The sequence below is a fragment of the Streptomyces sp. NPDC052236 genome (genome assembly GCF_044548015.1).
Taxonomy (GTDB): Bacteria; Actinomycetota; Actinomycetes; order Streptomycetales; family Streptomycetaceae; genus Streptomyces.
In genome coordinates, this window is record NZ_JBIUBL010000002.1 from 288554 (window position 1) to 309989 (window position 21436).

At 69.8% G+C, this 21436-nt stretch carries 17 protein-coding genes; 7 read left to right on the forward strand and 10 right to left on the reverse strand.

The window, feature by feature from the left end:
- Positions 1-6 precede the first annotated feature (6 nt).
- Positions 7-360, forward strand: a complete 354-nt coding sequence (locus ACIHCQ_RS05310; RefSeq protein ID WP_399658184.1) for a winged helix-turn-helix transcriptional regulator — start codon at positions 7-9, stop codon at positions 358-360.
- Between the two features lie 288 nt (positions 361-648).
- Here ACIHCQ_RS05310 and mgrA read toward each other — a convergent pair whose 3' ends face one another.
- Positions 649-1686 (reverse strand): L-glyceraldehyde 3-phosphate reductase, encoded by a 1038-nt coding sequence (mgrA, locus tag ACIHCQ_RS05315; RefSeq protein WP_399658186.1) that lies wholly within the window; start codon positions 1684-1686, stop codon positions 649-651.
- A 223-nt stretch (positions 1687-1909) separates the two neighbouring features.
- Here mgrA and ACIHCQ_RS05320 point away from each other — a divergent pair, with 223 nt between their 5' ends.
- The 4 genes from ACIHCQ_RS05320 to ACIHCQ_RS05335 all read left to right on the forward strand — a co-directional run bounded on the left by ACIHCQ_RS05320 (position 1910) and on the right by ACIHCQ_RS05335 (position 6948).
- Positions 1910-2671 (forward strand): isoprenyl transferase, encoded by a 762-nt coding sequence (locus ACIHCQ_RS05320; protein ID WP_399658189.1) that lies wholly within the window; start codon positions 1910-1912, stop codon positions 2669-2671.
- A 351-nt stretch (positions 2672-3022) separates the two neighbouring features.
- The gene (locus ACIHCQ_RS05325; protein WP_399658191.1) at positions 3023-4345 is read left to right on the forward strand and encodes a PhoH family protein; all 1323 of its coding nucleotides are present in this window, start codon (positions 3023-3025) and stop codon (positions 4343-4345) included.
- Positions 4346-4734: 389 nt separating this feature from the next.
- A complete protein-coding gene (locus ACIHCQ_RS05330; protein WP_399658194.1) occupies positions 4735-5439 on the forward strand; it encodes a transglycosylase SLT domain-containing protein in 705 nt (234 codons plus the stop codon).
- Between the two features lie 114 nt (positions 5440-5553).
- Positions 5554-6948 (forward strand): AI-2E family transporter, encoded by a 1395-nt coding sequence (locus tag ACIHCQ_RS05335; RefSeq protein WP_399658196.1) that lies wholly within the window; start codon positions 5554-5556, stop codon positions 6946-6948.
- A 23-nt stretch (positions 6949-6971) separates the two neighbouring features.
- Here ACIHCQ_RS05335 and ACIHCQ_RS05340 read toward each other — a convergent pair whose 3' ends face one another.
- Genes ACIHCQ_RS05340 through ACIHCQ_RS05350 form a run of 3 tightly spaced genes read right to left on the reverse strand, consistent with a single transcriptional unit; the run spans position 6972 to position 10560 of the window.
- A complete protein-coding gene (locus ACIHCQ_RS05340) occupies positions 6972-9356 on the reverse strand; it encodes an FtsX-like permease family protein (protein WP_399658199.1) in 2385 nt (794 codons plus the stop codon).
- Positions 9353-10039 carry an ABC transporter ATP-binding protein gene (locus ACIHCQ_RS05345; protein ID WP_399658201.1) on the reverse strand — a complete coding sequence of 229 codons (687 nt, stop codon included), beginning with the start codon at positions 10037-10039 and terminating at the stop codon, positions 9353-9355. The genes ACIHCQ_RS05340 and ACIHCQ_RS05345 overlap by 4 nt, the downstream gene beginning before the upstream one ends.
- Positions 10036-10560 carry a PadR family transcriptional regulator gene (locus ACIHCQ_RS05350; protein ID WP_399658203.1) on the reverse strand — a complete coding sequence of 175 codons (525 nt, stop codon included), beginning with the start codon at positions 10558-10560 and terminating at the stop codon, positions 10036-10038. The genes ACIHCQ_RS05345 and ACIHCQ_RS05350 overlap by 4 nt, the downstream gene beginning before the upstream one ends.
- 152 nt (positions 10561-10712) lie before the next feature.
- Between ACIHCQ_RS05350 and ACIHCQ_RS05355 the strand changes: the two genes are divergently transcribed.
- Positions 10713-10961 carry an SCO4226 family nickel-binding protein gene (locus tag ACIHCQ_RS05355; RefSeq protein ID WP_399658205.1) on the forward strand — a complete coding sequence of 83 codons (249 nt, stop codon included), beginning with the start codon at positions 10713-10715 and terminating at the stop codon, positions 10959-10961.
- A gap of 328 nt (positions 10962-11289) precedes the next feature.
- Here ACIHCQ_RS05355 and ACIHCQ_RS05360 read toward each other — a convergent pair whose 3' ends face one another.
- On the reverse strand, positions 11290-11520 hold the full coding sequence (locus ACIHCQ_RS05360; RefSeq protein ID WP_399658207.1) for a hypothetical protein: 231 nt from the start codon (positions 11518-11520) through the stop codon (positions 11290-11292).
- Positions 11517-12452 carry an SPFH domain-containing protein gene (locus tag ACIHCQ_RS05365; protein WP_399658209.1) on the reverse strand — a complete coding sequence of 312 codons (936 nt, stop codon included), beginning with the start codon at positions 12450-12452 and terminating at the stop codon, positions 11517-11519. The genes ACIHCQ_RS05360 and ACIHCQ_RS05365 overlap by 4 nt, the downstream gene beginning before the upstream one ends.
- A gap of 260 nt (positions 12453-12712) precedes the next feature.
- Here ACIHCQ_RS05365 and ACIHCQ_RS05370 point away from each other — a divergent pair, with 260 nt between their 5' ends.
- Positions 12713-14953 (forward strand): transglycosylase domain-containing protein, encoded by a 2241-nt coding sequence (locus ACIHCQ_RS05370; RefSeq protein WP_399658653.1) that lies wholly within the window; start codon positions 12713-12715, stop codon positions 14951-14953.
- Between the two features lie 97 nt (positions 14954-15050).
- Here ACIHCQ_RS05370 and ACIHCQ_RS05375 read toward each other — a convergent pair whose 3' ends face one another.
- The 4 genes from ACIHCQ_RS05375 to ACIHCQ_RS05390 all read right to left on the reverse strand — a co-directional run bounded on the left by ACIHCQ_RS05375 (position 15051) and on the right by ACIHCQ_RS05390 (position 21219).
- The gene (locus ACIHCQ_RS05375) at positions 15051-16904 is read right to left on the reverse strand and encodes a SpoIIE family protein phosphatase (RefSeq protein ID WP_399658211.1); all 1854 of its coding nucleotides are present in this window, start codon (positions 16902-16904) and stop codon (positions 15051-15053) included.
- A gap of 346 nt (positions 16905-17250) precedes the next feature.
- On the reverse strand, positions 17251-17922 hold the full coding sequence (locus ACIHCQ_RS05380) for a DUF402 domain-containing protein (protein WP_399658213.1): 672 nt from the start codon (positions 17920-17922) through the stop codon (positions 17251-17253).
- A 66-nt stretch (positions 17923-17988) separates the two neighbouring features.
- Entirely contained in the window at positions 17989-19374 is a 1386-nt protein-coding gene (locus ACIHCQ_RS05385) for a class II fumarate hydratase (protein ID WP_399658215.1), read from the reverse strand.
- Positions 19375-19554: 180 nt separating this feature from the next.
- Positions 19555-21219, reverse strand: coding sequence for a fumarate hydratase (locus ACIHCQ_RS05390; protein ID WP_399658217.1), 1665 nt, complete (start codon positions 21217-21219; stop codon positions 19555-19557).
- Between the last annotated feature and the right edge of the window lie 217 nt (positions 21220-21436).

Sequence of the window (21436 nt, forward strand, 5' to 3'; positions counted from 1 at the left end):
GTTGCCATGAGCAAGGCCAAACCTTCCTACACCTGCGGTCTCGACGCCGCGGTGGACGTCGTCGGCGGAAAGTGGAAGCCGCTCATTCTGTGGGCGCTGCACGACGGGACGCACCGCTTCGGGGAGCTGAAGCGCCATGTGAGCGGCGTCAGCGAGAAGATGCTGATCCAGCAGCTGCGCGAGCTGGAGGCCGACGGCATCGTGCACCGCGAGGTGTACCGGGAGGTCCCGCCGCGTGTCGAGTACTCCCTCACCGAGCTGGGCGAGGCCCTGAACGCGGCGCTGACGCCGCTCGGCGAGTGGGGCGACACCTTCATGGAGCTGATTCTCGCCAATAAATCCAAGGAGCCCGTGGCCTGAGAAGCCCCGGGCGGGCCGGGCCGTCAATGCGGCGCCTGTGAGCAGGGGTCCCTCGTGTGGGGGACGGGCCCGGGTGCGCGGCCCGGCCCGGATCCAGCCACTCACCGGGCCGGACCCGCGCCCACACCGCCGTAGAACCCATTCGGAGCGTGGTTACGGCATGGCGTGGCACACAGCAGCACTTACGAAGGGTTATGGTGGAAACCCCCCCTCGGGCCGGTCCGTATCCCCCCCACGGACCGGCCCGTTTTAATTTCTCCCGTTCCCGGGGGTCTCGCGCCCGCCGGCTCAGCCCCGCCCGGCCCAGATGTTCGTACCCTCGGTGTCCACGGCGAAGGCGTCGATCTCCTGCAGCTCCTCGTCGCTCAGCGGCGCTCCCGCCAGCGCGGCGATGTTCTCCTCCAGCTGACGCACGCTGGACGCGCCGATCAGCGCGGAGGTCATCCGCTCGTCCCGCAGCACCCAGGACAGCGCCAGCTGGGCCAGCGACTGACCGCGCCGGGCGGCGATGTCGTTCAGCCCGTTCAGCCGCCGTACGACCTCACCCGAGAGCAGATCCGGGTCCAGCGACTTGCCCTGGGTGGCCCGCGAGCCCTCCGGGATGCCCTTGAGGTACTTGCCGGTGAGCAGTCCCTGCGCGAGCGGTACGAAGGAGATGCAGCCCATGCCCGCGGACTCCAGCGTGTCGAGCAGTCCGTCGTCCTCGATCCAGCGGTTGATCATCGAGTACGAGGGCTGGTGGATCAGCGCCGGGACACCGAGCTCCTTGAGCAGCCGCGCCGCCTCGGCGGTCTGCTCCGCGTTGTACGACGACACGCCCGCGTACAGCGCCTTGCCCTGCTGTACGGCGCTGGCCAGCGCCCCCATCGTCTCTTCGAGCGGGGTGTGCGGGTCGAAGCGGTGCGAGTAGAAGATGTCGACGTACTCCAGGCCCATCCGCTGCAGGGACGCGTCGAGCGAGGAGAGCAGGTACTTCCGCGAGCCCCACTCGCCGTAGGGCCCGGGGTGCATCAGATAGCCGGCTTTGGTCGAGATGACCAGTTCATCGCGGTATGGGGTAAAATCCTGTGCGAAGATCTTCCCAAAGTTCAGCTCTGCGGAGCCGGGCGGCGGACCGTAGTTGTTGGCCAGGTCGAAGTGCGTCACACCGAGATCGAAAGCGCGGCGCAGCAGGGCGCGCTGCGAGTCGAGCGTCCGGTCGTCGCCGAAGTTGTGCCAGAGGCCGAGCGAGATCGCCGGGAGCTTGAGCCCGGAGCGGCCGGTACGCCGGTACTCCATCGACTCGTAGCGGTCGGCGGCGGCTCGGTAAGAAGGGGTATCAGTCACACAACCCTCCCTATCACGGACTTGTGACAGGCCGGGTTGGGCCCCCAAGGCCCGTGAGCAGTACTGTGGCGCCTCCGGGGACTGCCGCATGGCCGGAATCAAGGCCTGTGTCGCGTCTCGCGGGGACCGTGCCAGAGGGCTGTGACAGCAGCGGCCGGCGCCGCGGGCCCCCGGACCCCGGGCAGCGGGCAGGCAGCCCGACGGAAACCGAGAGGTGAACTCAGTGAACTTGCGCGACCTGGTGTACGGGCTCTACGCACGCCGGGTGGAAGCCCGCCTCGACCACGACCAGGTGCCCAAGCACATCGGTGTCATCCTCGACGGCAACCGTCGCTGGGCGAGGGCGTCGGGCGGCACGGCCGAGCAGGGGCACAAGGCGGGCGCCAGCAAGATCCAGGAGATGCTGGGCTGGTGCGCCGAGACCGATGTCGAGGTCGTCACCCTCTGGATGCTCTCCACGGAGAACCTGGACCGCCCCGAGGTGGAACTGACCCCCCTCCTCGGCATCATCGAGAACGCGGTCCGCGACCTCGCGGCGGACGGCCGCTGGCGTGTGCACCACGTCGGCACGCTGGACCTGCTGCCCGGCCGTACCCAGTCCGTACTGAAAGAGGCGGAACAGGACACAATCGGCAGAGACGGCATACTCGTGAATGTCGCCGTCGGTTACGGCGGCCGACAGGAGATCGCCGACGCGGTCCGTTCCCTTCTGCTGGAACACTCCGACAAGGGCACGAGCTTCGAGGAGCTCGCCGAGATCGTCGACGTCGAGCACATCTCCGAGCACCTCTACACCCGCGGTCAGCCCGACCCCGACCTGGTCATCCGTACCAGCGGCGAGCAGCGTCTGTCCGGATTCATGCTCTGGCAGAGCGCCCACTCCGAGTACTACTTCTGCGAAGTCTTCTGGCCCGCCTTCCGTAAGGTCGACTTCCTGCGCGCGCTGCGTGACTACGCCGCGCGCCACCGCCGCTACGGCGGCTGACGCGCGGCTGACACGAGAAAAGGCGCTCCGCACGGGTCCGCTGTGGCGGGTGCACCGGCTGTTCATCTGCGTGTCGTCATATGCCCTGGCATGGCTGCGCGTGTTCGAGGGAATACCCCTTCCAGGTCGACGTCCGATCCACGAACGTCGTTTCTCAGTGAGCGGCAGAGTCCGCTCACCCGGGAGGCCCCTTGCACACGAAGGACCGCACCCTGCGTGCGGACTACGCGGAGGGCCGGAGCCGGTCCCGCGCACGGGGGCCCGAGCCCGGCCCGTCTCCTGCTCTCAGGCAGGGGACACTGTCCGCGACGCCGTCGCACCCCAACCTCATTCGAGGGGGTACGTCCTTCCGTGGTGAACAGCACAAAGCGCCGCATGCCCGACCGGCGCACCTACGTTCTCGACACCAGCGTCCTGCTGGCCGATCCCAGCGCCCTCACCCGCTTCGACGAGCACGAAGTAGTGCTCCCGATCGTGGTGATCACAGAACTGGAGGCCAAGAGGCACCACCCGGAGCTCGGATACTTCGCCCGCCAGGCGCTGCGCCTGCTGGACGACTTCCGTATCCGCTTCGGTCGCCTCGACGCCCCCATCCCGCTGGGCGACCTCGGCGGCACGCTCCGCGTCGAGCTCAACCACTCCGATCCCGGCGTCCTTCCGGCCGGCTTTAGATTGGGGGACAACGACTCGCGGATTCTGGCGGTAGCGCGCAATCTGCAGGCCGAGGGGTACGACGTCACGGTCGTCTCGAAGGACCTGCCGCTCCGTATCAAGGCCTCGTCCGTCGGCCTGCTGGCCGAGGAGTACCGGGCGGAGCTGGCCATCACCGACTCCGGCTGGACCGGAATGGCCGAACTGCCCCTCACCGCCGATCAGGTGGACCTGCTGTACGGAGAGGAGACGCTGTACGTCCCGGAGGCATCCGCGCTCCCCGTCCACACCGGTCTGGTCCTCCAGTCCGAGCGGGGCAAGGCGCTGGGCCGGATCTCGGCCGAGGGCAATGTGCAACTGGTCCGCGGCGACCGGGAGGCCTTCGGCATCCACGGCCGCAGCGCCGAGCAGCGCATCGCCCTCGATCTGCTCCTCGATCCGGACGTCGGCATCGTCTCGCTCGGCGGCCGGGCGGGCACCGGCAAGTCGGCGCTCGCGCTCTGCGCGGGTCTGGAGGCGGTCCTGGAGCGCAGGCAGCATCAGAAGGTGATGGTCTTCCGGCCGTTGTACGCGGTCGGCGGGCAGGAGCTCGGCTATCTGCCGGGCACCGAGGCCGAGAAGATGAGCCCTTGGGCGCAGGCGGTCTTCGACACCCTCTCGGCCGTGGCGGGCCGTGAAATCATCGAGGAAGTGCTGGGCCGCGGCATGCTGGAGGTCCTGCCGCTCACCCATATCCGCGGTCGTTCGCTGCACGACGCGTTCGTCATCGTCGACGAGGCCCAGTCGCTGGAACGGAACGTCCTGCTGACCGTTCTGTCCCGTATCGGCGCCGGCTCCCGGGTCGTCCTGACGCATGACGTGGCGCAACGGGACAATCTGCGCGTCGGCCGGTACGACGGAGTCGTGGCCGTCGTCGAGAAGTTGAAGGGCCATCCGCTGTTCGCCCATGTCACCCTCACCCGCTCCGAGCGCTCACCGATCGCGGCGCTGGTGACCGAAATGCTGGAGGACGGGCACATCTAGGTATAACTCGGCACAAGTTGCTGCCGCCCGGCGAAGCGCGAAAGCTTAGCCGGGCGGCATCGCGCTGTCCGCCGCTTCCCGAAAAGCACCGGGCCCACGCCGGGTGTGAGCTTTCACACCCGGCGATTAATTGCCTTGCGGTGCGGGCTTCCGGCAGAGTCTTGCTTCCGTCAGGCCCCGCATACGACAACTCCCGCACCTCCCAAGGCGCACAGCACCACACAACTCAACAACAGCCGTCGTATGCCGCCCGCGAGCTTTACGCGGCGACTCCCGCAGGGGAGTTGCCCACCGGGCCCGCGCCTCCCGTGACCAGTACGGAGGCCAGCGTCAGGGGCACGATTGCGCCCGCGAGGTCACTCAAGCGGGCGTTGCTGGAAGGAAACCGTGTGAGCCGGATCTCGGTCCGGGGATTCGCCGTGGCATCTGCCACCGCGGTCACCACCGTTGGCGCTGTCGTGGGCGTCGCCTCAGGCGACACCCTGCCCTCGAACGACAATCTTGAGACGTCCGCAGCGGATATGACGCTCCTCGCGGACATCCCCATGGGTGAGCAGGCCCAGGTTCAGGTCTCGTCCCTGGCGCAGCAGGCCGACGCACAGGCCGCTGCCGCCGACGACACCGCGCGGAAGTCCGCGGAGGAAGCGGCTCGTGCCCAAGCGGCCAAGGCCGCCCTGGACAAGAAGGAAGCCGCAGACGACAAGGTCGCCGCCGATCGCGCGGCCGCGCAGGCGCGCGCAAGCCGTGACGCGGCGAGCGACACCATTGGCGACACCACTAGCTTCACCCAGCAGGCCTCGTACACCGTCGCCGAGGTCAAGGCGATAGCGCGGCAGATAATCCCCGCGGACCAGTTCCAGTGCTTCAGCAACATCGTGGACCACGAGTCCACCTGGAACTACCGCGCGCAGAACCCGTCCTCCGGTGCGTACGGTCTCGTCCAGGCATACCCGGGTTCGAAGATGTCCTCGGTCGGCGACGACTGGCGGACCAACCCGGCGACCCAGATCAAATGGGGCCTGAAGTACATGAACGAGAGGTACGACAGCCCCTGCGGCGCGTGGGAGTTCTGGCAGGCCAACAAGTCTTACTGAGTTCCCCCACGGCTCAACTTCACGGAGCCCCTCGCCGTCCTACGGTGAGGGGCTTTGTGCGTGTACGGTCGAGCGGGAAGGTCCGGGGGAGCCGTGGGGGGAAGAGGAACGATCATGTCGAGACTGCCAGGGTGGCTCGCCGGGCTGGGTGGACGACTGTCCCGGATCGGGGAGCGCTTGGAGGCGCGCCGCAGCGAGGAATCCGACGAGGAACGCCCGGGTCCTGACGCGGGGTCCGACGCGAAGGCCGGGGCGGGGGCCCAGGCGGGATCCGAGCCGGGATCCGAGGCGGGGCCTCCTGCTGGGTCCGGTCCGGGTCCGGCCGCTGGTCCGCCTGCCGGTCCGCCCGCGGTGGAGAGCGTCCCGCTGCCGCCCGCGTACGCTCCCGCCGTCCCCCGCATGCCGGACCCCGTCGCCGCGATCCCCTGGGGCCTCCGCGTCGGGGCCGAGGCCGGCTGGCGGCTGCTCGTACTGGCGGGCACGCTCTGGGTGTTGATGCGCGTCATCAGCGCCGTACAGCTGGTGGTGCTCGCCTTCGTCTCGGCGCTGCTGGTCACCGCGATGCTCCAGCCCACCGTGTCCCGGCTGAGGAAGCTGGGTCTGCCGCGCGGGCTCGCCACCGCCGTCACCGCGATCGCCGGGTTCGTCCTGATGGCCCTGGTCGGCTGGTTTGTGGTCTGGCAGGTCATGGACAACCTCGACGACCTCTCCGACCGGGTCAGGGACGGCATCGAGGAGCTCAAGCGCTGGCTGCTGGACAGCCCGTTCCATGTCACCGAGCAGCAGATCAACGACATCGCGAAGAACCTGAGCGACACCATCGGGACCAACACCGAGGAGATCACCTCGGCCGGTCTGCAGGGCGTGACGGTGATGGTCGAGATCCTCACCGGGATGCTGCTGGCGATGTTCTCCACGCTCTTCCTGCTGTACGACGGGAAGCGCATCTGGAACTGGGCGCTCAAGCTGGTCCCGGCGCAGGCCCGCGACGGGGTCGCGGCGGCGGGACCGCGCGCGTGGCGCACGCTGACCGCGTATGTGCGCGGCACGGTGATAGTGGCTCTGATCGACGCGATCTTCATCGGCCTCGGCATCTACTTCCTCGATGTGCCGATGGCCGTGCCACTGGCCGTCTTCATCTTCCTGTTCGCCTTCATCCCGCTGGTCGGCGCGGTCGTCTCGGGCGCGCTGGCGGTCGTCGTCGCGCTGGTCACCCAGGGCGTGTTCACCGCCCTGATGGTCCTGATAGTGGTCCTCGCCGTGCAGCAGCTCGAAGGGCATGTGCTGCAACCCTTCATCCTGGGCCGGGCCGTCCGCGTCCACCCGCTGGCCGTCGTCCTCTCGGTCGCGGCGGGCGGGCTGACGGCGGGCATCGGCGGCGCGGTGGTGGCGGTGCCGCTGGTGGCGGTGACCAATACGGTGGTCGGCTCGCTGCGCGCGTACAGCAAGGAGCAGGCGCTGCGGGCGGCGCCTGCTCCTGCGCCTGCTGCTCCTCCCCCTCCCGAATAGCTGACGTACTACTGCTCCGTCTCCTACTCCGTACGCAGGCCGTCCGGGCGCATCATGTGCCACAGCGGCGGCAGCGAGAGCAGGGTCACCACCAGGATCAGCGCCGCCCCGACGCCTGTGATCGGCAGGAACGCCCACCAGTCGGCGACCTGTTTGCCGACCAGCTTCAGCAGGACGAGCCCGAGGCCGATGCCGCCCGTGACCGCGAGGACGAGCCCCAGCGCGATCGGGACGGCGGTCTGCCACAGCACCGACCAGCTCAGCGTGGACCGCCGGGTGCCGAAGGCGACCAGCACCGACAGCAGCCGCTTGCGGTCGCGCAGTTGCTCCAGTGTGGAGACGAGCATCGAGGCGGCGATCAGCAGCATCGTCGCGGTCGCGCCGACGAACAGGCCGGTGCGTACGCTGGAGAACTGGCTGTCGCGTTCGAGGTTCTGGAGCGTGGAGACCCGGGTCAGCGGGTCGATGGCCGCCGCGGTGTTCCTGGCGTACTCGGCGGCGTCCGCCACCTTCGGGTCGAGCCTGATCATCGCGGTGGCCGTGGGAGCCGCCAGCTGCGACACATCGATGGCGGACGGCGTGGCCATGACGCCGAAGGACATGTCGCCCATCGGGTCGGTACGCGAGTCCACGGTCCGGGCGGTGGCGGGCAGCCGCCACAGCAAGGGCTCGGTCTTGACGGGCATGCCGTCCGGCGCCCGCTGCGGCAGGCGCAGGTTGACCTGGGCGCCGGGCCTGGCGGTCTCGGCGAGATAGGCGTCGTCGGGCCCCTGATGGCCATGGGGCTGGGCGATGAAGACGTCGCCGTCCTTGCACGACGGCAGGGTCGCCAGCTCCCGCAGGGACGCGCAGTCGCCGACCGTGAGCACGGTGGAGGGGGTGAAAGATTCGCCCGCGCGCTGCGGTCCCGCCCGCTCGACGGACGCTTCGATGATCCCGATCACCCCCAGGACGCCCTTGGTCGCCGAGTACTTCTCGATCATCTCGCGGGCCGCGGAACCGTCGGCGGCGTTCGCGGTCGTCTCCAGCTGGGCGCGGGCCGCGTCCATGCCGGTCGGCTTCATGAAGTCGCTCTGCACGGCGGCGAACAGCATCTGGAGCGCGATCGCACCGGCCGCCGCGACGACGATGCCGCTGACCGCGCGGGCCGCCGTACCGCTGCTCAGCTGGAGCCTTCGGACGGCCAGTTGCCACGACACAGGGCCACCGCGCAGGCGGCCGACCACGGCCTCCACCAGCCACGGCAGCAGCGCGGTGACGCCGATCAGCACCAGCAGCGCGCCAACGGCGATCTGATGCGCGGCGAACTCGGTGTCGCTCAGGCCGACCTGGCCGATCTGCGGCAGCAGCAGGGCGAGACCGGCGACCGGCAGCAGCACCCGCCACCACACCCGGCGGCGGCGCGGGACCGTGTTCCGTACGACGCCGAGCGGCTCGATCGACACATTGCGCAGCGTGAAGAGGGTGACGCCGATCGCGGAGGCAGGTACGGCGAGGACGATCAGTGCGGTCAGCGCCGCGCCTGGCACGACGTCGGAGGGAAAGGCATTGACGTCCCAGACCGTCACCGAGCCGACGAACTGCCGGATCAGCGCGAGGAATCCGGCGCCCGCGGCCAGCCCGAGCAGCGCGCCGGACAGTGACTCACCGGCGGCGATCCGCCGGGTCATCGCCTGGTCGGAGCCGACCAGGCGGAGCGCGGCGAGCCGCCGATCGCGCTGTTCGCCGCCGAAGCGTACGGCGGTGGCGATGAACACGGCCACCGGCAGGAGCAGCGCCACGCAGGCCATCAGGATGACCAGCAGGAGCACCGCGCTCATCGGTTCTATCGCGTCCGTGTTGCCGCCGAAGCTGTCCGAGCGGCCGGCTGCCTTCTCCAGCGAGAGGGTGGAACTGCCCGCGTAGTAACGGAGCTCGCTGGGGCCGACCAGTCCCCGGTCCTGGATGGTGGCGCTGATCCGGTACGGCAGCCGTTCCTTCAGCAGGGCCCCTTCGGGGGAGGCGAGGAGCTTGCCGAGGGCGGGGGAGACGGCCATCTCGCCGGGGTCCGGGAGCTCGGCGAGGCCGGGCGGCACGGGGGCCTCGCCGCCGTCGGGCTGGAGTGCCGTGCCCCTGATGGTGTCCCCGCGGTAGTCGGTTTGGGTGTCGGCGAAGAGGAACGAGCGCTCGGAAGGGGTCACGCCATAGCCGAAGGTGACGTTGCGTTCCGAGACGCGGGTGTCGCGGCTCTGGACGAGATGCGGGATGGAGGCGGCGACCAGGAGCAGAGAGACGCCGAGGCCGACGCCGACGGCGGTGAGGATCGTACGGGTCCAGCCGCGCGGGCCACCGGTGAGGGCGAACCGGGCGCCGAGACTGAGATCGCGTATCCACGCGCGGCCTCGCCCGGTGATGCCGCTTCCGCTCATGCGGCGCCCGCCATGTCGCGCACCTTGCCGTCGCGGACGACGACCTCGCGGTCGGAGTACGCGGCCACCCGTGCCTCGTGCGTCACCAGGACGACCGCGGCGTTGGTGTCGCGGGCGGCGTCGGTGAGCAGCTGCATCACGCGCTCGCCGTTGAGCGAGTCGAGGGCGCCGGTGGGCTCATCGGCGAAGAGCACGCGCGGCGAGGTGACGAGCGCGCGGGCGACGGCGATGCGCTGCCCCTGGCCGCCGGAGACTTCGCCGGGCCGCTTGTGCCCGACCTCGGCGACCTCCAGGCGCTCCATCCACTCCAGGGCGGCGCGCTCGGCGTCCTTGCGGCGGGTGCCGTTCAGCCGCAGGGGCAGGGCGACGTTCTCGGTGCAGGTCAGCTCGGGAACGAGCTGGCCGAACTGGAAGACGAAGCCGTAGTCGCTGCGGCGCAGGGCGCTGCGCCCGGCGTCGGGCATAGCGGTGAGGTCGCGCCCGCCGTAGGTGATGGTGCCGGAGTCGGGCTGGACGATCCCGGCGAGGCAGTGCAGCAGCGTGGACTTGCCGGACCCGGAGGGCCCCATCACGGCGACGACCTCGCCGGGGTGGATGGAGAAGGACGCGCCGTCGAGTGCGGGGGTGGCCCCGTACGCCTTGTGCAGCCCGGCGGCGACGAGGAGAGAGCCGACGGGGGTCATCCGCGCACCTGCCGACCGAGCTGGTCGAGCCGGGCGGCGGTCAGTTCCAGCCAGCGGAGATCGGCTTCGAGGTGGAAAAGGGCGTGATCGCAGATGAGCTGATCGGCGAGGTCGCCGCGGCGCTTGCGGTCGGTGAGGACCCGCATCAGCCGCAGATGCTCGGCCCGCTGCGTATCGAGCAGCTCGGCGGCGCCGCGGCCGGTGAGCAGGGCGAGGACGACCTTGGTGTAGAGGGTCGACTGGAGGTAGGGCTCGGGTTTCTCGGGCTGCGTGAGCCACTGCGAGACGTCGGTGATCCCGGCGTCGGTGATGGCATACCGCTTACGGTCGGGCCCGCCGCCGGCCTCGATGCCGTCGACCTCGACGAGGCCGTTCTTGAGGAGGCGGGACATGGTCGCGTAGACCTGCCCGTAGTGGAGGGGCCGGTCGTGACCGAATTTTTCGTCGAAGGCGCGCTTGAGGTCGTAGCCGTGGCGCGGGCCGGACTCAAGGAGCCCGAGGAGAGTGTGACCGATGGACATGGGTGGGACTATACACACCATGTATACGCGGTGTGTATAGCGGTGCGTATGGCCGCCTTTCCCTCGGCTCGCCCCAGGGGGACGGGAGATGCACGCTGGTGGGAGGAGGGCTTTGGCCCTACGAGCCAACGAGCAACCGGAGGTGGCGGGCGATGACCACATTCATGGACGTCCACCACAACATGCAGGGCATTACGGCCGAACAGCTTTCGGCGGCGCACCGGGCGGACCTGGCGATCGAGGCGGAGGAGGGAGTGCACTTCGAGCGGGCCTGGGCGGACCCCGACGGCGGAGTGGTGTACTGCCTGTCCGAGGCGCCGTCGGCGGACGCCGTACGGCGCATCCACGAGCGAACGGGCCACCCGGCGGCGGAGATCCACGCGGTGCCGCTGTCGGTCTAGCGACCCCTCGGGCCCTTGTCGGGGGCTCCGCCCCCGAACCCGCCCCCTACGCCCTGGCGGGCGTGGGGGGGACCCCCAGCGCCTCAATCGCCGGCGAGGCTTGAATTGCTGGGCAATTCAAGCCCGTCTGGGGGTACCTCCCATGCCGAAGGCTATGGGGGAGATTGAGGACACCGCCCGAAGGGCGGTACGGGGTCTGGGGCGGAGCCCCAGTTACGGGAAAGGGCGGGGTGGGGAAAGGCCCGCCGCAGGCGCACCACAGGCCAGGCCTCAGTGCACCGCTGACGCGTGGGCCCCCGGCACGGGGGCATCGGGTGCCTCGTACCCGCTACTCCCCGTCCCCCTCCGGTGGCGGTGGCCGCCTCGGCGGCCGCCCCCGGCGCGCCACCGGCGGCACACCCCCCGGCAACCGCCCCGCCTCCGCCAGGGCACGGCGCAGAATGAACTCGATCTGCGCGTTCGCGCTCCGCAGTTCGTCCGATGCCCACCGCGCCAGCGCCTCGTACACCGCTGGATCCAGCCGCAGCAGCACCTGCTTCCGCTCCGGTGGCGGGGTCACTGGTAGAGCGTGCCCGTGTTGAGGACCGGCTGAGCCGAGCGGTCGCCGCACAGCACCACCAGCAGATTCGACACCATCGCCGCCTTCCGCTCGCCGTCCAGCTCCACGAGCCCCCGCTCCTCGATCCTGGCCAGCGCCGCCTCGACCATCCCCACCGCACCGTCCACGATCTCCCGCCGCGCCGCTACCACCGCGCCCGCCTGCTGGCGTTGCAGCATCGCCGACGCGATCTCCGGCGCGTACGCCAGGTGTGTGAAGCGCGACTCGATGATGTGGACGCCCGCCGCCTCGACCCTCGCGCGCAGCTCGACCGCCAGCTTCTCGGTGATCTCCTCCGCGTTGCCGCGCAGCGACAGACCGGCCTCGTCGTGCGAGTCGTAGGGGTACTCGATCGCGATGTGCCGTACCGCCGCCTCCGTCTGCGTGGAGACGAACTCAAGGAAGTCGTCCACCTCGAACATCGCCTGCGCGGTGTCCTTGACCTTCCACACCACCACCGCCGCCAGCTCGATCGGGTTGCCGTACGCGTCGTTCACCTTCAGCACCGCGGTCTCGTGGTTCCGCACTCGCGTCGAGATCTTCTCCCGCGAGGTGAGCGGGTTGACCCACCGCAGACCGTCTGTACGGATCGTGCCCCGGTAGCGCCCGAAGAGCTGGACCACTCGCGCCTCGCCGGGCGCGACCGTGTTCAGCCCGCCCATCGCGAAGAACGCGGCGGCCATGACCACGGCGCCGGCCGCGATCAGCCCGGCCTTCGCCCCCGCCGAGAAGACCGTCGCCCCGACGACAATGAGTGCCGCCCCGCCGACGACTCCGATCAGGCCGAGCAGCAGCGCAGCGCCTCCGTGGACGCTGTGCGCCGGAAGTTCGCGTACCTGAGGCGTCACCCGCAATGTGACGTCGTCCGTGGCCGGCGTGCTGGTGGCAGGCATGATCGCTCCCCGTTCGCGCGGTCGGCGACAGCCGCCGACCTACTATCTAAGTGATATCACATTAACTTTCTTCACAACCTTGCGTGCCTGTCATGAGTCGGTTCCTTGAGACAGGGTGTGGATTGTCACGCCCGGAAAAGACCGGATCGGTAACCCTTTGTCTGCAAGTCCGGTGTTAGCTTGCTGCGCTGATCCGACGTAACCAGCGCGACCACAGATCACATATGACCGGAAGAACCGAAGAGCGGAGCTACGAAGCGATGGGCCGAGCGGAAGCGCGACAAGCCCGGCAGCGCGGCGCGCGCCGGGCGGAGAAGCCCAAGCCCACAGGCATACGGCGCTTCTTCACCTGGAAGAAGCTGCTCGGCACCTTCTTCGGCTTCTGCCTGCTGGCGATAGGCACCTTCTTCGTGATCTATCTGATCGTTCCGGTGCCCTCGGCCAACGCCCGGGCCGAGATGCAGAGCAACGTCTACAAGTACAGCGACGGCAAGATCCTCGCCCGCACCGGCAAGGTCAACCGGGAGATCGTCGAGCTGGAGAAGATCCCCAAGGACGTCCAGTACACCTTTGTCGCGGCCGAGAACAAGACCTTCTTCAAGGACGCCGGAGTGGACCTCAAGGGCACCACCCGCGGCCTGATGAACACCCTCACCGGCAAGGGCAAGCAGGGCGGCTCGACCATCACCCAGCAGTACGTCAAGAACTACTACCTCGACCAGGACCAGACGGTCACCCGCAAGCTCAAAGAGCTGGTGATCTCGCTCAAGGTGGACCGCAAGAAGAGCAAGAACGAGATCCTCGCCGGGTACATCAACACCAGTTACTACGGGCGCAACGCGTACGGAATCCAGGCCGCCGCCCAGGCGTACTACGGCGTCGACGCCGGCAAACTGGACGTCGCCCAGGGCGCGTACCTTGCCGCGCTGCTCCAGGCCCCCAGCCAGTACGACTGGGCCGTCGCCTCGCCCACCAGCAAGAAGCTGGTGACCGAGCGCTGGAACTACGTACTCGACAACATGGTCGGGGAGGACTGGCTCGACTCCGCCGAGCGCGCCACGCTCAAGTTCCCCACGCCGAAGGAACCCAAGGGCGCCCCCGGCATGGAGGGACAGACCGGCTACCTCGTCGAGGCCGCCAACAAGGAGCTCGCGAGCCAGGGTGTCAGCGAGGAGGACATCAACGCCGGCGGCTGGACGATCACGCTCAACATCGACTCCAAGCGGCAGAAGGCGCTGGAGGAGTCGGTCAAGCGACAGCTGGAGGACGATCTCGATCGCAAGGGCAACAAGGTCGACGCGACCGTGCAGGCCGGTGCGACCTCCGTCGAGCCCGAGACGGGCAAGGTTGTCGCACTCTACGGCGGTGTGGACTACGTGAAGCACTATCTGAACAACGCCACCCGCAGCGACTACCAGCCCGCGTCGACCTTCAAGCCGATCGTGTTCGCCTCCGCGCTGGAGAACGACTCCGAGACGCAGGACGGCGACAAGATCGGCGTCAACACGATCTACGACGGCACCAGCAAGCGGCCGGTCGTCGGCAGCGACACCCCCTTCAACCCCGAGAACGAGGACGACCGCGACTACGGCCCCGTCAACGTCCAGAAGGCCATGAACAGCTCCATCAACTCGGTCTTCGCCCAGATGATCGTGGACGTGACCCCCGCCGAGGTGAAGAAGACCGCACTCGAACTCGGCATGAAGGACGGCGACGACTTCCCCGAGCGCCCCGCGATCTCGCTGGGCACCATGGGCGCCTCGACCTGGGACATGGCCGGGGTGTACGCGACCCTCGACAACCACGGCAAGAAGGTCACGCCCACCATCGTCGCCAAGGCCGAGCACAAGGACCGCGAGGTCGAGCCGGCCGATCCGATCGGCAGCCAGGTGATCAGCCGCGAGACGGCCGACACGGTCACCAGCGTGCTGACCGGCGTGGTCAAGAACGGCTCCGGCGACGAGGCCAAGTCGAACGCCTACGAGGCGGCCGGCAAGACCGGCACCTCGGAGGACAACAAGTCGGCCTGGTTCGCGGGCTACACCCCCGAGCTCACCACAGTGGTCGCTCTGTTCGGCGAGTCGACCGCCGAGGGCGGCGGGCAGGTCACACTGACCGGTACCGCCAACTCCGGGCGTGCCAACGGCGGCGGCTTCCCCGCCAAGATCTGGGCGGACTACACGCTGGGCGCGCTCGGTGGCGGCTCCGACGCCAAGTTCGACCTGGAGGTCGACGAGATCGCGACCGCGGACCCGGACCCGGACCCGACGCCGACCCGGTCGCCGTCCCAGTCGGCCACGAAGAGTCCGAGCCGGGAGCCGGAGGACACTCCGCCGCCCACGCCGACGAAGACGCCCACGAGTACGCCGCCGCCCACGCCGACGAAGACCCCTACGAGTACGCCGCCGCCCACGCCGACGACCACCCCGCCGACCGACCCGGCCGACGGCGACCCCGGCGGGCCGGACGGCGATCCGGGCGACAGCCTCCTCCAGCCCTGACGGCATGACCGTGCCCGCGGACCTCAGCGTCCGCGGGCACGGTCATGTTGTCGGCAAGCCGCGGTTCACGCCTCGTACGGCGGCAGCTGCGCGTCGCCTACGGGCGCGTGGACAGCTCGAACCACACCACCTTGCCGCTCGACAGCCGCGTCGCTCCCCACCGTCTGGCCAGCCGGTTCACCAGGAAGAGCCCGCGCCCGCCCTCGTCCGTGTCCCGCGCCCGCCGCTGCCTCGGCAACTGCGGGGAGTCGTCGCCGACCTCGCAGCGCAGTACGTCCGTACGCAGCAGACGCAGCGTCACCGGCCGCTCGGCGTACCGGACGGCGTTGGTCACCACCTCGCTGACCAGCAGCTCCACGGAGTCGCTCAGCTCCTCCAAGCCCCAGCGGGTCAGCGCCCGCCGGGCCAGCCGCCGCGCCCGGCCCGGCGCGGCGTCCTCCGGCTCCAGGAACCAGTAGGCGACATCGCTCGGCGCGATCCCGATGAAGCGGGCGGCGAGCAGCGCGATGTCGTCGTCCCGGTCGCCGGGGCCCAGCACGTCGAGGACGTCGTCGCAGAGGGCTTCCAGGGGCGGCGGGTGGTCGGGTCCGGTCAGCTGTGCGGTGGCGGCGAGCCGCTCCCGCAGCTGCTCGATGCCCGTCCATACGTCGCGCAGCCGGGACTCGACCAGACCGTCGGTGTACAGCAGCAGCGTCGCGCCGGCCGGGGCGTCGAGTTCCACGGCCTCGAAGTCCACCCCGCCGACGCCGATGGGGGCGCCGGGCGGTACGCGCAGTACCTCGGCCCGCCCGCCCAGGTGCAGCAGGATGGGCGGCGGGTGGCCCGCGTTGGCGATGGTGATGCGGTGCGCGACCGGGTCGTACACCGCGTACATGCAGGTGGCCATCCGGTCCGTGCCGAGCCGCTGGGCCTGCTCGTCGAGGTGGTGCAGGACCTCCTGCGGCGGCAGGTCGAGACCGGCCAGCGTCTGCGCGGTGGTGCGCAGCTGGCCCATGATCGCGGCGGAGGTCATGGAGTGGCCCATGACGTCGCCGACGACCAGCGCCACGCGGCTGCCCGGCAGCGGGATCGCGTCGTACCAGTCGCCGCCGACCCGCGCGGTCTCGGCGGCGGGCAGATAGCGCGAAGCGAGCCGTACGCCGGTGGGCTGCGGCAGCGAGTCGGGCAGCATGGTGCGCTGCAGCTCGTCCGCGATGTACGCCTCGCGGCCGTACAGCACGGCCTTGTCGATGCCCAGCGCGGTGTGCGTGGCCAGCTGAGCCGCCACCAGCAGGTCGTTCGGCTCGAAGGCGGGCCGGTCGGGCCTGCGCAGGAACACGGCCGCGCCGATCACGCGCCGCCTGCCCCGGAGCGGGGCGAGTATCGCGCGATGGCCGCCCGGCACCGAGCGCCCGTCGCCGAGCAGTTCGGGCAGCGCGGCGCGAGCCGCCGCGGAATCGCCGAACACCGGCCGTACGCCACGCAGCACCTCGGACAGTGCCCCGCCGGAACGCACCTCGCACCGCTCGGCCGCCGGTGTGAGGGCGGTCTGCGGATCGATGCCCGGAATGGGGACGGCGGTGCCGGGATCGGCGTCCTCACCGGCTAAACGCAGCCGGTCGGTACGGCGCAGGCGTAGCACGAACGGCTCGACAGGCCGCTCGTCGCCGACTGGCAGCGGGTCACGCAGATAGACGAGGATCGCATCCGAGAACGTCGGCACGGTCGCCCGGCACAGCCCGAGCACGATTTCGTCCAGATCTATGCCCCGCGCGATACGCCGGGTGGCGGCCCCTACGAAACGCAGCCGGTCGCCCTCGCGGCGCGCCGTCCCGGCGAGATCCTGGGGCGGCGGCCCGGCGGGCGCGGGCACAGCCGAGGCCCCGGTCGCCTCCGCCCGCGGCCGGGTGCGTTCCTGCGGCCGGGCAGCCAGGGGCTGCCGGCCTTCGTGGGAGGTGGGGTGCTCCGTCACGCGTGGGATTCCGTCCGTCCGGGCCGGTGATGCGATGCGATCGCCTCGTGAGGCGGTATACCCGCTCTGCGGGCGCCGTCGACTGGGTGGCGGGCATCCGGCACTGCTCCACCCCCTGCAATGACTCGTGGTGACTTACGGTCAGGTCGTGCGCTGCGGTTAATAGTCGCTGGTAGTTGCTGGTAGGGCGAGTGTTGCGGAGGCCGATCCTACGTTTGTCCCCTGGGGGTTCATCAAGAGTCTCACGAGGTCCTCTGCGCCGGAGGGTCTTCGCGGGCCGAAATCAGTCACTTGGCAGGCGGCACACGCGCGGGCAGCGAGCCGGGCTTCTCGGCGGGCGGGGTGGTCAGGAGGCCAGCCTCGCGGGCGTACGGCCCCAGTCCGCGGGCAGCCGCGGCACCTGCCACGCCGGGTCCGGCCGCCACCGCTCCCACCCCTCGGAGAACGGCGCGCCCCACTCGCTGATCACCTCGACCGCGGCCTGCCCCGCCTCCCGTACCCGCTCGGCCTTCGCCGCGTCCATCAGCCCGACCTGCTGGGCCTGGTCGAACTCGTCCTCGTCCAGCCACTGCCAACTGCGGTCCGGCTGGACCAGGATGTCCAGGAAGTGATCCTCGGAGTCGATGCCGCCCGCCCAACGGGTGTGCGGCTCCTCCAGGTTCACGTACCAGTTCTTGAACCGCCACCCCCGCTGCCAGAACAGCCACACCGACCACGGCTGCCCGGGCCGCGCCAGCTTCAGCACTCCCGTGCCGGACCAGCGGGCGCGGGCGACCGTGCGCGGGGCGGTGTAGCGGGTGTCGAGCGGCTCCTGATGCACGGGCGTGCCGTCCGCGAGGACGGGCTTCACGCACTCCGTGCCCGGAGCCATCCACACGGCCAGCAGCTCGTCCGTGTCGCGTACGACGGTGACGGGCCGGCAGATGTGCACGCTGGGGCCGCCTGAGCCATGGCCGGTGTAGCGCCAGAGGATGTGGTCCCCGGGCGTCCAGCGCGCGACGCGTTCCGTACCTGTCATGAACAGATCTTAGGAGTACGGGCGGGAGCCCCGCAGCGACCCACGTCACCCGTCACCGGCGCCGCCTCACGGACGCGTCATACGCAGCACATCCAGCGCCTCGTCCAACTGCTCGGTGGTGAGATCGCCCCGCTCCACATAGCCGGACTCGAGGACCACCTCGCGGATCGTCTTCCGCTCGGCCAGCGACTTCTTGACGACCTTCGCCGCCTCCTCGTAGCCGATGTACTTGTTCAGCGGGGTGACGACGGAGGGTGAGGACTCCGCGTACTCACGGGCCCGCTCGACGTTGGCTGTGATGCCGTCGACGGTACGGTCCGCCAGCAGGCGCGAGACGTTGGCGAGGAGCCTGACCGACTCCAGCAGGTTCTTGCCGATCACCGGCAGCATGACGTTCAGCTCGAAGTTCCCGGCGGCTCCGGCCGTGGCGACCGTGGTGTCGTTGCCGGTCACCTGGGCGGCCACCATCAGCACGGCCTCCGGGATGACCGGGTTGACCTTGCCGGGCATGATCGAGGAGCCGGGCTGGAGGTCGGGCAGATTGATCTCGGCGAGGCCCGTGCGCGGGCCCGACGCCATCCAGCGCAGGTCGTTGGAGATCTTGGTGAGCGAGACCGCGATCGTACGCAGCTGGCCGGAGGTCTCCACGAGCCCGTCGCGCGCGCCCTGCGCCTCGAAGTGGTCGCGGGCCTCGGTCAGCGGCAGCCCGGTCATCCGGGCGACCTCGGCGATGACGGCGGCGGAGAAGCCGGGCGGGGTGTTGATGCCGGTGCCCACCGCCGTACCGCCGAGGGGCAGTTCGGCGAGGCGGGGGAGGGCGGATTCAAGCCGCTCCACGCCGTACCGGATCTGGGCCGCGTAGCCGCCGAACTCCTGGCCCAGGGTGACGGGCGTCGCGTCCATCAGATGCGTACGGCCGGACTTGACGACGTCCGCGAACTCGGCGGACTTGCGCTCCAGCGAGGCCGCGAGGTGAGCGAGCGCCGGGATGAGATCACCGGTCACGGCTGCGGTCGCCGCGATGTGGATGGAGGAGGGGAAGACGTCGTTGGACGACTGGGAGGCGTTGACGTGGTCGTTGGGATGCACCGCGCGCCCGAGCCGCTCGGTGGCGAGCGTGGCGAGAACCTCGTTGGTGTTCATATTGGAGGAGGTGCCGGAGCCTGTCTGAAAGACGTCCACCGGAAAGTGCTCGTCCCAGCGGCCTTCCGCGACCTCTTCGGCGACGTGGATGATCGCCGCGGCGATCTCTTTGTCGACGACGCCGAGCTGCGCGTTGACGCCGGCGGCGGCGGCCTTGATACGGGCGAGGGCCTGGATGTGGGCGCGTTCGAGGCGCTGCCCGGAGATGGGGAAGTTGTCGAGGGCGCGCTGGGTCTGGGCGCGCCATTTGGCGTGGGCGGGGACGTGTACGGGGCCCATGGAGTCGTGCTCGGTCCGGTATCCGGTCATACGGCTTATAGTGCGGGCGCGAGGTGGCTTTGTTCCCGAGCGGCGCCGGGGGCGTGTCGGGGGCGCTGCCCCCGAACCCTCCCTCTACGCCGGACGGGCTTGAATTGCCGGGCCACCGGCAACCTGAGCCCCGCCGGCGATTGAGGCGCGGGGTCTGGGGCGGAGCGCCCCAGTTCGCGGCTACCCGAGGCCCGGGCCCCGCACCGGGATCGAGGTGAACGTCGGCGCCGCCGCCGGCTCCGTAAAGAAGTCATTCCCCTTGTCGTCCACGACAATGAACGCCGGGAAGTCCTCGACCTCGATCCTCCACACCGCCTCCATCCCCAGCTCCTCGTACTCGACGACCTCGACCTTCTTGATGCAGTCCTGCGCGAGCCTGGCCGCGGGTCCGCCGATCGAGCCCAGGTAGAAGCCCCCGTGCGCCCCACACGCGTCCGTGACCTGCTTCGACCGGTTCCCCTTGGCCAGCATTACCTTCGAGCCCCCCGCCGCCTGGAACTGCTCGACGTACGAGTCCATCCGTCCCGCCGTCGTCGGGCCGAAGGAGCCCGAGGCGTAGCCCTCGGGGGTCTTGGCCGGACCGGCGTAGTAGACGGGGTGGTCGCGAAGGTACTGCGGCATCTCCTCGCCCGCGTCCAGCCGCTCCTTGATCTTCGCGTGTGCGATGTCGCGCGCCACGACCAGCGGCCCCGACAGCGACAGCCGCGTCTTGACCGGGTACTTCGTCAGCTCGGCGAGCACGTCGTCCATCGGCCGGTTCAGGTCGACGCGTACGACGTCACTCTCATCCAGCTGCTCATCCGTCATCTCCGGCAGGAACCGCGCGGGATCCGTCTCCAGCTGCTCCAGGAACACACCCTCCGCGGTGATCTTCGCCGTCGCCTGGCGGTCCGCCGAGCAGGAGACCGCGATCGCGACCGGTAGCGACGCCCCGTGGCGCGGCAGCCGGACGACCCGGACGTCGTGGCAGAAGTACTTGCCGCCGAACTGCGCGCCGATGCCGATTTTCTGCGTGAGTTCGAAGACCTTCTCCTCCAGCTCCTTGTCCCTGAAGCCGTGACCGGCCGGGGACCCCTCGGCGGGCAGCTCGTCCAGGTAGTGCGCGGAGGCGTACTTCGCGGTCTTCAGCGCGAACTCCGCGGACGTGCCGCCCACGACGATCGCGAGGTGGTACGGCGGGCACGCGGCCGTGCCGAGCGAGCGGATCTTCTCCTCCAGGAACTTCATCATGGAGGCCTCGTTCAGGACCGCCTTGGTCTCCTGGTAGAGGAACGACTTGTTGGCGGAGCCGCCGCCCTTCGCCATGAAGAGGAATTTGTAGGCGCCGCCGTCCGTCGCGTACAGCTCGATCTGCGCCGGGAGGTTGGAGCCGGTGTTCTTCTCCTCCCACATGGTGACGGGAGCCATCTGCGAGTAGCGAAGGTTGAGCTTGGTGTACGCGTCGTAGATGCCGTGCGAGAGCGCTTCCTCGTCGCCGCCGGCCGTCAGGACGTGCTGGCCGCGCTTGCCCATCACGATCGCCGTGCCGGTGTCCTGGCACATGGGCAGTACGCCCGCGGCGGCGATGTTCGCGTTCTTCAGCAGGTCGAGCGCGACGAACTTGTCGTTGGAGGAGGCCTCCGGGTCGTCGATGATGCGGCGCAGCTGTGCGAGGTGCGCGGGCCGCAGGTAGTGCGAGATGTCGTGCATGGCCTCGGCGGCGAGCGTGCGCAGCGCCTCCGGCTCGACCTTGAGGAACGTACGCCCGTCGGCCTCGAAGGTGGAGACCCCCTCGGCGGTCACCAGGCGGTAGGGCGTGGTGTCGTCTCCCAGGGGGAGCAGATCGGAGTACGTAAACTCTGGCATTACGGGCCATTCCTCACTCGGCAGGCGGCGACGCGGCCTCCATTGGCAACGCGCCCAACGCGCCCTTCAGCGTAGAACGCGGCGGTCCGCGCCAGCTTGTGAGGTAAGGCTCACTCGCCCCAGGGGCCCGCCCGAGAGCCCGGCGCGGAACTCCCTCCGCGTTCGGTCCGCTTGCCCTCCGCGCGACGCCCCCGGGCGCGTACCACTAGTCGCGATC